Raw genomic sequence first — 9,382 nt, forward strand, 5'->3', positions numbered from 1 at the left:
ATATGACTATCGCGGAAATTCAGGCGATGCGCGATAGCGCACTGAGTGCCTATAAGAACGCCCTCAAAGCCCAGAGCATTAATAAAGACGGGCGAGGGATAACGATGCAAAACCTGTCATCGCTCCGAGCCGAGCTGGACAGGTGGGACAGAAAACTGGCCGCTGCCAAAAGAAAGTCCAGACCGTTTTCACTGGTGAAATTTACGGGGGAATGATGAATATTTTAACCCGCGCGATCAGGCATATATCTCCCGGATGGGCGGCAAGCAGACTGCGTTCGGAAATGCAGGTCCAGGCATATGAAGCAGCGAAACCGTCCCGAACGCATTCTGCCAGGCGCGAAAATCGCAGCGCGAACACGGCGGTGTTTGCCGCCGGCGCATCCATTCGAGAGCAGGCCCGATGGCTGGATGAGAACCATGACCTGGCAATTGGCATACTTGATAAATTAGAAGAACGTGTAGTAGGGGCTCGCGGGATCCAGATAGAGCCCCAGCCACTGACGCCCGACGGTAAAGTGCATGAAGACTTTGCAGCCGAAATTGCCCGCTTATGGGACAAATGGGCGGAAGCGCCGGAAGTCACCGGCTGCTTCAGTCTGGCTGAGGCGCAGCGCCTGATGCTTCGCTCTGCTGTACGCGATGGGGAGGTCTTTGCTCAGCTTATTCGCGGCCCGGTTAAAGGCGTTGAATATCACAGCGACGTCAGGTTTACCTTTGAAATGCTGGAGGCTGACTTTGTACCACTGAATCTTACCGGCACCGGCGATGGTTACAACACCATAATGGGCGTCAACGTTAACGCCTGGAATCGCCCCGTAGGGTATCACGTTTATAAGTTCCATCCACAGAGCGGGCTCGGCTCCAGCCAGACCAAAATCATTCCAGCCGATCGCATTTTGCACCTTGCTGTGCGCAAGCGACTTCATCAGGTGCGGGGGGTGTCCATATTTGCCGGTGTCCTGCAGCGTCTTGATGATATAAAAAGTTACTATGTCTCTCGTTATTTTTTAATGGTTCACACGCTTTCAGTTTTTAACTTAACCTTTTGATAGTTATGGATTTTTATTTTCATCCCATTTCAACGATATGCCGATGATTTCAACGATTGCAAAGGTCTGTGTATTAAAGTGTGTATTAAAAGTGAGGGATTATGGTTGCAGAAAATAAGCTTAGCGATAAGGCGCTCAAAGCTATGTGTGGTAAACCGCTTGAACGTCAAAAGTGCATTGCTGATGGTAAGGGGCTGTCACTGAGGATAAGCCGGAACGGAAGGATTAGTTTTGTGTTTTCTTATCGGCTTGGTGGGCGAGAGAGCAGCCCAGTAACATTAACACTGGGTAAGTATCCAGACATGTCGCTAAAGCTTGCCAGGGCAAAACGTGATCAGTGCCGATCATGGTTAGCTGATAATCGAGATCCACGCATTGAAATGAAAATCACTGCTGAGAAAACGCTTAGGCCTGTCACAATTAAAGAGGCACTGGATTACTGGTACGAAAATTATGCATGTGTTAAACGCAAACGACATACAGATACTATTTACCGATTCAAACTACATATTTATCCTAAAATAGGCGATATTCCGCTTGAACGTAGCACTATTAAAACATGGTTAAGCGTATTTGATGCTTTGGGCAGAAAGTCCCCGACAATGTCAGCTTATATTTTTTTAGACGTTAAACAAGCCCTGCAATTTTGCCGTGTAAGGCAATTTGCTCATTCGAATGTCCTGAGTGATTTAAAAGTAACTGATGTTGGGTCTTTCCCGGAAAAAAGAGAAAGAGTATTGAGTGACGAAGAGCTAAAAACGGTTGGCAAATATCTCTTTAATGATGAATTGCTGAATGTTGAAAACGTACACAGTTGCCGTTTAGTGCCACAGATTTACATCCGAAGGATTTTACTAATCTGCCTGATTTTTGGTTGCCGCCTGAGTGAGGCCAGGCTATCCCATCCGTCAGAGTGGAACTTTGAAGATATGCTCTGGATTGTACCTAAGGAGCACAGTAAGAACGGGAAGGAAATTTACAGGCCGATTCCTGAAAAGGCACTTAAATTTTTAAAAGTATTTTATGAAGAAAATAAAGGCAATGATTATATTATAGGTCGTCTGGATAATCAGAGAAATATAAGTACATTTGTATGGCGGTATAATAAAGTAACATTTGGAGGGGATAACCCCTGGACACTTCATGATTTCAGACGAACTCTTTCAACTCGCTTAAATGAAATGGGGGCTGATTTTTTTGCTATAGAGCAATTGCTCGGGCATACGATAAAAGGGGTTTCAGGGATTTATAACAGAAGTCGATATATTCAAAAAAAGAAAGAGGCCTTAGATATGTGGTTAACATATATTGAGGGTTTAATTAATGAAAATTCAAATGTAACTTTTATAAGAAGAGAGGCCATCTAATATGGAAAAAAATTTCGATCACCTGTCAGGCGTAGACCGCGTTATCCGTGAAGATGAATGCAAATACCTAACTTGCCTGGCGCATACATCGCGCTGGCGGCTGGAGAAGGTAGGAAAATTCCCTAAGCGTAGAAAGCTTGGTGCAAAGGCCGTTGGCTGGAGTCTCGCGGAGATACAGGCGTGGATCCGTGGTGACTGGCATCCGGGATGGAAAGAAGAGCAGAAAGCAAAGCAGTAAAGCGAACAACCCGCCTTGTGCGGGTTTTTTTATGTCTATTTTTTAAGGAAACAAAGAATGAAGAAAGATATTACCTTGAGCGGTAAGGGTTCCCCGCGTGCAGAGGCCAGCCCACATCCAGAATGCGCCGATCTGGCGGTATTGAGATTTGAGGGTGTCAATATTCGCGTGTTGCGCTTGAATGGCGAGCCGTGGTTTGTGGCTGCCGATGTGTGCTCTGCGCTCGATATCGGAAACGCAACCAAAGCGGTTAGATCGCTGGATGCTGACGAGAATACCCTAACTTCAATTCAGGGTATTCATTCAGGCCGGGGCAATCCTTCCGTGAACGTAATATCCGAATCTGGCTTTTACAAACTGATCGTAAGGTGCCGTAAGGCCAGCGTTCCTGACACATTCCCGCACCGCTTTACTAACTGGGTATTCAGGAACGTGATACCGGGTATCAGAAAAACGGGTGGTTATGGCATCCCGTGGGGTGAACTGCAGGATTTTACCCGGCGAAAAGAGCAGTACGCGATAAGCGCCAGCAAAAAGGGCAAGGCGCTGCAAAAATGCAGGAGGGAGAAACGGAAGCTGGCGGAGGAAGAAAAAAGGCTGATACGTGAATATCAGCCTGAGCTTTCCTTGGGGGATGTGCAGTCCTCAAATAGCAGAGACGATTCTACCAGGGGAAAGCGGCGTGTATCAAGCGATTTAGAACACCCATTCAGCAGGATATTTCGCTGAAAAATGACGGTATCGTCAGCGGGTGGAAAGCAGGAAATAACGCCGATTGTGAAAGCGCAGTGTTTTATCTCTGTTTGCTGGTGGTTGGGCGTGGTGCCGGGGATCTGCCTGTGATTTAGCCCCTGCATTGCTGCAAGGGCTGTCCGGTCATCTCATTAATCGCGGTTTTGTGGTGCGGGTATCTGGGGCGGGGCTGCTGTCTGCTGGTGGTTCACTGCCGGGGCGCAGCTGCTGGAGCTGCTGCCGGGCAGAGCTGACTATTTCCTGCAATTCCTTCCCTGCTTTGGCGCTGGCCGCTTCGATGTGCGCGAGGGTATCCAGTGCGCTGTTAAGGTCTGACATAACCTTCTCGCTGCCGTTCTGCGTCAGTTGTCGGCGGGCGATCTCTCCGCGCATGGCGGTAACGATGAATCCGGCGTTACTTTCTCCGTCCTGCTTAACACCTTCCATTCCTTCCATTACGTCATGGGGGACGCGGACGGTTGTTAACTGTGATTTGGCATTTTTATTTGGCGTTGCCATGAATAGTACTCCTCTGGTTTGGTGTGTTTCAGAATACACCAAAAAAGAAATACAAAAAAGTCTTGACGTGTGTTTCATTTAAAAATAGCATGAAACACACCATTGAGGTGAATGGTACTACGAAAACGCGAAGCCCGGCAGTGCGGAAACACTAACCGGGCGTCTAACCATCAACGAAAGGAGTAAACGATAATGGCTACAGCCAATATTACCACAACAGGACGGCCGGCATTCACCTGGCTATTTCTGGGGCAGCCTAAGGGCGAGGAGTGGACGGGTAAGCCTGTCACTCTGCGCACTCAGGCAGACACCGAAGAGGCAGCGCGTGACGCGTTTCCATCGTGGGATCTGACGTTCGCCGCGAAAATCAGGACGGCCAGCCCGCTGAATTGCCAATTCATTGAGGACAATTACAGCTGGTTGCTGGTGGGGGTGCGCCATGCGTAAAACCTTCCATGTCGCCGGATACGGCGTTAACAAGCGCGGTCACACGGTAGGCATTCATTACACAATGACCAGCGCAAGCGCAGATGAAGCCAGGACAACAGCGCAGCAACTGGCGCAGGCAGCGGGCTATAAACACGTGCGTATCACTTTTATTCAGGGGGCGCAAAATGCGTGAGCCAATCAGCCTTGACCAGGCAGAATATAAAGCAACGTTGGCTGCCTCACTCTTCGAAATCATTCTGGAGAGGGCTAATAAAGAATGCCATCCGGTGCTGGTGGATTTGATTTCAATCGCCTGTGATTTTAACCACGAAATTCGCGTGGCATTAATCGCCGAGCTGGGTATAGGAGATACGAAATGAGACGGGTTCCTTTTGAAGTTCTGAACCAGGCTGAAAATGCGCTGGCTTACAGCGATCAGGCGCTGGCTATTCTGGAAATCTGGATGGAATGCCTCGGCAAAGGTGACGAACACCAATGTAACTGCGTGGCCGCCATACACAGCCTGGTATATAAATCCAAAGAACACCTGCAAAAAGCAGTAGATATTAAAAACATGGTCAAAAAAATTAATCGGGCTAAGCCCGAGGGCATCGCTCAGCCAAAAATCGAGGATCACAGCCGCTGGAAAAATAACTACGGTGAAAAAATCACGGTAAAGAGTGCTACTGAATCCCGTATTACATACGTCCGTGACGGGTATGAAAACGAATGCGTTTGCTCTGGATACCGGTTCAGTAATGAATTTACGTACCTGCCGGAAGAGACGGAGAAAAGCCAGGCTGAGGCCAGGGAAAAAGTTAAACGCCGCATTGCTGAGATTCGCAGCACGCTGCCGCTGAGTGTTGGATCTGACGGATGGGATAAGGGACTGAAATGAAAAACGCACCTAACGTTAAGGCTCTGCCGAAAGACAAATATACCGAAGCGATTATTTTCGCCGGGGCTGACGCATACGCGCACGCCAGACACTGGATCGAGAGCGAGGGCAAAAAATCGGGAGACACAACGCCGCCCGTCTATCTGAGTGGCCGCGAGCTGGCGCAACTGCACAACATCCGGGTGGTTGACGATGGCCGTTACCGCGCCCGCGTCTTTCTGGCCGGGGATATCACAGAACAGCAAATCAGTGATGTGGCGATGCGCCTGGCGGCCGCTGGCGTGGTAGAGGCGCGGATGTACCGCAGCGCTGAGCATGAGCCGGAGGACTGGGGCGACTTCCTTGACCGCCAGCGCCAGAGCATCGAGGAGAACAGCCAGTACGCGCACACGCTGCCGCTGAGCGTTGGATCTGACGGATTCGACGTTGAGCAGGATTACACGCTGAAAAGCTATCTCCCGGCGCAGAGCCTGACCAGCATTTACGGGCCCAGCGGCTCCTACAAGAGCTTTCTGGCGGTATCGTGGGCGTGCCACATTGCCGCCGGGATGAAGTGGGCTGGAAAGTCGGTTTCCGCTGGCTCTGTGATGTACGTCGTCGGTGAGGGTGGTATCGGCGTTCCTCGCCGTATCAGGGCATGGGAGAAGCAACACGGGCTTAAGCTGGATAATCTGTATCTGGTCAATCGTCCTGTGTTCCCGGTTCGCTTTGAGGATATCAGCCAGGTGATTAACGCTGCCCGAGACGTGGAGAGGAAAACAGGCCAGCCAATCCGCCTTATCATCCTGGACACGCTGGCGCGCTGTTTCGGTGGCAATGACGAGAACGATGCCAAGGACATGGGGGCATTCATCGAAGGGTGTGATCGCATCAAACAGGCGACGCGCTCTACGCTGCTGGTGGTGCATCATTCCGGTAAGGACGACACCAAAGGCGCTCGCGGCTCCAGCGCGTTCAGGGCGGCTCTGGATGCAGAATTTAGCGTAAGGCGCGAGGGGGAGGGCGGCGCTATCGTGCTGACCTGCACGAAGATGAAAGACGCTGAGGAACCGAAACAAGCGGCGTTTGACCTGGCGGAGCTGGATCTGTTCCAGGACAGAGACGGCGAAACGGTTTCATCGCTGGTGGTGCGTGACGTTCCGCGGGAGCCGCAGGGCGTTGATCCTGAGCTGGAGGGCATTAAACACCTGAGCGAAAACCACGCCACCTTGTGGCAGTCAATCCGCAGCCGCAAGGCCAAAGGCGAGCCGTGCAACCGTGCGGTACTGCGTGACGACATGGAGGCAATGCTTGGCGACAAGGCCAGAAAATCATTCCACAAATGGTTTGATAAGCTGGTGCGCGATGACCTTATTTCTGTAGATAGCGCTGGTGACATTACTATCACGTGCAAAAACTCGCGGTAAATGTGCGGCTGGTGCGGTTAAAGCCACTAAAACAACTGAAAAGCGCACTTTTTCCATATATATCTGGAGAAAGTGCGGTGACGATGGTTTGTTGGTCTGAAAGCCGCGCCATTACTGGCTTTTAGCTGTGCGCACCACTTTGAAAACGCCGCACTATTCTGCGGCGCAAATGAAAGCGGCAATAAATGCGCTAGGCGCGGCAAATTTAATTAATCAGAGAGGTTTAAATGTTGGACGCTCAAGAGGTAGAAAGACAGGCTTTTGTTACTGCAACATGCCTGATGGAGAAAGCGATTACGCATATTGATTCGCTGTTCGGTGAGGGGTACGCCAAAGCAAACCCTGGGCTTATTGGTGACATCATGAAAACGGCAATGCTGGATCAGATTGGTATGTATATCCGGGGAGTGGCTGAGACTCTGGAAGAGATCTAGCCAGCCTGTTTATCCCACGATTCAATCTCCTAAATTTTCAGGAGAACCACCACGCCGGGCAACGCCCGGTTTTTTTATGCCCGTGCACCATTAACCCTAATTTTAAGTTCCGACGTAATACGTACGGACCTCCCTGAACGGGCGCATTTCAAATTCGCCATCACCCCTCCGTGCGCGGAGTGAGCTCTTATTTTTTATAATTTTCAGGAGAGCCAACACGCCGTGCAATGCCCGGTTTTTTCGCCCAAAGTGAGGAAGACGAGGAAATAAGTTGGTTACGCCAGAGGTGATTTACACCCCCCAAAATCGGGTATGTAAAAACCAGCACACCGCACTATACAACCCAGACTCATTAATAAGTGTCTGATTTGTATGGTTTCGTCCATTTTGCAGGATATGCTTTCTCTTTTCGTCATCGACTATTGGTAGCGGGCATTTAGGTGAGCTTGATTTCAAGCCCCCCTCCGTGCGGTTTTTTTATGCCTGTGCACCATTAACCTAAAAATATGGTTGAATAATAAAAATTAACCGTAAATACTGATTATGTGATTTTAACCAGTACAGGACTTCAATTGTGGTAGCAAAACAAAAACCGAAGGGCATTACCGTTCAGTTAGATACTGAGCTGAGTTTGGCGCTGAACCGTAGTCGCCAACAGATTATTGATGAACTGAACGCATCAGGATTTAACGGCCTGGCCATGGCTCCATCTCTCGGGGCGCTGGCGCGTATGGCACTGCGTAAATCGCTGGGGCTACCTGAAAACAAAAAGATGATTTGCAGGCGTAAGGCTGACCATGGAACTGACGTTATACGACGGCATTAATGCCGAATCAGCAAAAACGCTTGCTGCGAACATCGTTAAGGCGGGAAAGTTACCCCTGACTATCGCCATTCATTCACCCGGCGGTAACACGTCAGATGGCTTTATGCTGGCTAACGCTATCAGCCGTTACCCTGGCTACGTGACTGCTCGCATTGATGGCATCGCCGCTTCTATGGCTACGGTGGTTGCGTGTGCGGCAAGACGCGTGGTTATGGCCTCTAACGCCTGGTACATGATCCATAATCCATGGTCTGTGGCTGGTGGTGGTGCCGAAGATTTTCGGAAAAACGCCGATCTTCTGGAAGCAACGCAAAAACAGATGATCGCCGCGTATGCAAAAAAATCAGGGCTCGGGGAAGACGAAATCAGCGCCATGATGGACGAAGAAACATGGATGACAGCAGACGAAGCCAAAGAAAAAGGCTTTGTTGATGAAGTCTACCCGTCTGAAAGCATTGATGCTTTTTCCGGTGCTACGTTCTACGCATCGCTGGCGAACTTCCAGAACGCGCCAGAGGCAGTAAAAAGCATGTTCACTAATAACCCGGCCAGTGATAACCCGGATGATGTTTCACGTATTTTTTCGAAGCATCGCAAGGCTGAGTCACCGGACGTTGATCAGGTAAAAGCCCGTTACGACATGGGCGGGATTTCGCTTGATGATGCTGCGGGGGTGCTTCTTTTTCTGGATAGCTGCGCTTCTTTCCCGCAGTTTGATTCGGTGGAACTGCGCCAGCAGCTGATTAGCGGAAAAATTAATTTAACTCAGGCCAGAGAAGGTTTTTTACAGGAAATGGCGAAAGGAACAGAATCAATTGCCGGGGGATTTGCCCATATTACTAACGGTAATCTTGTCGGTGACTCTATACGCGCTTCTATTGAGGAGCGCATTGGTATTGCTCAGCGAGAGAAAGACAACCGCTATACCGGCTACTCCCTGAAAGAGCTTGCCCGCGCATCACTTCGGGATCGAAATATCAGCATCAGCGGTATGAATACCGTGCAGATGGTAGGTATGGCGTTCACTCACTCGTTAAGCGATTTTGGTCAGATTCTTGGAGACGTGGCGAACAAGTCTGTTCTTACTGGCTGGAATGACTCACCGGAGACGTTTGACCAGTGGACGCGCACGGGCAACCTGCCGGACTTTAAGCCGGGGCATCGTGTGGGGCTTGATACTTTCCCGCGCTTGCGTGAAGTTCGCCCGGGGGCTGAATACAAATACGCGACCATTGGCGAGCGTGGTGAGCGCATCATTCTTGCAACGTATGGCGAGCTTTTCAGCATCGACCGCCAGAGCATTATCAATGACGATCTTTCTGTGCTGTCCACCATTCCCCAGGCGATGGGAAGGGCAGCGAAAGCTACGGTTGGCGATCTGGTTTATGAAGTGCTGATGGCTAACGCCGCGATGTCTGATGGTTATCCTCTGTTCAGTGCCGAGCACAAAAATTTTGTTGAAGGTGCTCTTTCCGTTGAGAC

The 9,382-nt window shown here is 50.1% G+C and carries 14 protein-coding genes; 13 read left to right on the forward strand and 1 reads right to left on the reverse strand.

The features are described from left to right. The first annotated feature begins 2 nt into the window (after window positions 1–2). The 5 genes from EXW94_RS17975 (at window position 3) to EXW94_RS17995 (ending at window position 3,385) form a co-directional block, all read left to right on the forward strand. Entirely contained in the window at window positions 3–215 is a 213-nt protein-coding gene (locus EXW94_RS17975) for a hypothetical protein (protein WP_174339203.1), read from the forward strand. After that, the gene (locus EXW94_RS17980) at window positions 215–1,051 is read left to right on the forward strand and encodes a phage portal protein (protein WP_174339204.1); all 837 of its coding nucleotides are present in this window, start codon (window positions 215–217) and stop codon (window positions 1,049–1,051) included. Before EXW94_RS17975 ends, EXW94_RS17980 begins: the two co-directional genes overlap by 1 nt. 101 nt (window positions 1,052–1,152) lie before the next feature. Next, window positions 1,153–2,418 (forward strand): site-specific integrase, encoded by a 1,266-nt coding sequence (locus EXW94_RS17985; RefSeq protein WP_174339205.1) that lies wholly within the window; start codon window positions 1,153–1,155, stop codon window positions 2,416–2,418. A gap of 1 nt (window position 2,419) precedes the next feature. Then, window positions 2,420–2,656: an AlpA family transcriptional regulator gene (locus tag EXW94_RS17990; protein WP_174339206.1), complete on the forward strand. Its 237-nt coding sequence runs from the start codon at window positions 2,420–2,422 to the stop codon at window positions 2,654–2,656. Between the two features lie 57 nt (window positions 2,657–2,713). Beyond that, complete coding sequence (locus EXW94_RS17995) at window positions 2,714–3,385, forward strand: BRO family protein (RefSeq protein WP_174339207.1); 672 nt, start codon at window positions 2,714–2,716, stop codon at window positions 3,383–3,385. A 147-nt stretch (window positions 3,386–3,532) separates the two neighbouring features. On the opposite strand, the gene EXW94_RS18000 is transcribed toward EXW94_RS17995, so the two are convergent. Further along, window positions 3,533–3,907: a YlcI/YnfO family protein gene (locus tag EXW94_RS18000; RefSeq protein WP_174339208.1), complete on the reverse strand. Its 375-nt coding sequence runs from the start codon at window positions 3,905–3,907 to the stop codon at window positions 3,533–3,535. A gap of 192 nt (window positions 3,908–4,099) precedes the next feature. On the opposite strand from EXW94_RS18000, the gene EXW94_RS18005 reads away from it, so the two are divergent. The 8 genes from EXW94_RS18005 to EXW94_RS18045 form a co-directional block, all read left to right on the forward strand. Beyond that, a complete protein-coding gene (locus EXW94_RS18005) occupies window positions 4,100–4,354 on the forward strand; it encodes a host cell division inhibitor Icd-like protein (protein ID WP_174339209.1) in 255 nt (84 codons plus the stop codon). Continuing rightward, complete coding sequence (locus EXW94_RS18010; protein WP_174339210.1) at window positions 4,347–4,529, forward strand: hypothetical protein; 183 nt, start codon at window positions 4,347–4,349, stop codon at window positions 4,527–4,529. Before EXW94_RS18005 ends, EXW94_RS18010 begins: the two co-directional genes overlap by 8 nt. Continuing rightward, window positions 4,522–4,716, forward strand: coding sequence for a hypothetical protein (locus EXW94_RS18015; RefSeq protein WP_174339211.1), 195 nt, complete (start codon window positions 4,522–4,524; stop codon window positions 4,714–4,716). Before EXW94_RS18010 ends, EXW94_RS18015 begins: the two co-directional genes overlap by 8 nt. After that, window positions 4,713–5,234, forward strand: coding sequence for a DUF4222 domain-containing protein (locus tag EXW94_RS28295; RefSeq protein WP_254797788.1), 522 nt, complete (start codon window positions 4,713–4,715; stop codon window positions 5,232–5,234). The genes EXW94_RS18015 and EXW94_RS28295 overlap by 4 nt, the downstream gene beginning before the upstream one ends. After that, window positions 5,231–6,640, forward strand: a complete 1,410-nt coding sequence (locus EXW94_RS18030) for a helicase RepA family protein (protein WP_174339212.1) — start codon at window positions 5,231–5,233, stop codon at window positions 6,638–6,640. The genes EXW94_RS28295 and EXW94_RS18030 overlap by 4 nt, the downstream gene beginning before the upstream one ends. 227 nt (window positions 6,641–6,867) lie before the next feature. Beyond that, on the forward strand, window positions 6,868–7,074 hold the full coding sequence (locus EXW94_RS18035; RefSeq protein ID WP_174339213.1) for a hypothetical protein: 207 nt from the start codon (window positions 6,868–6,870) through the stop codon (window positions 7,072–7,074). 574 nt (window positions 7,075–7,648) lie between these two features. Then, window positions 7,649–7,900 (forward strand): hypothetical protein, encoded by a 252-nt coding sequence (locus EXW94_RS18040; protein ID WP_174339214.1) that lies wholly within the window; start codon window positions 7,649–7,651, stop codon window positions 7,898–7,900. Then, window positions 7,872–9,382: ClpP-like prohead protease/major capsid protein fusion protein (locus EXW94_RS18045; protein WP_174339215.1), on the forward strand; the 1,511-nt coding region annotated here is incomplete at its 3' end. The genes EXW94_RS18040 and EXW94_RS18045, both read left to right, overlap by 29 nt.

The organism is Enterobacter sp. JMULE2, assembly GCF_013337145.1.
Classification (GTDB): domain Bacteria; phylum Pseudomonadota; class Gammaproteobacteria; order Enterobacterales; family Enterobacteriaceae; genus Enterobacter; species Enterobacter mori.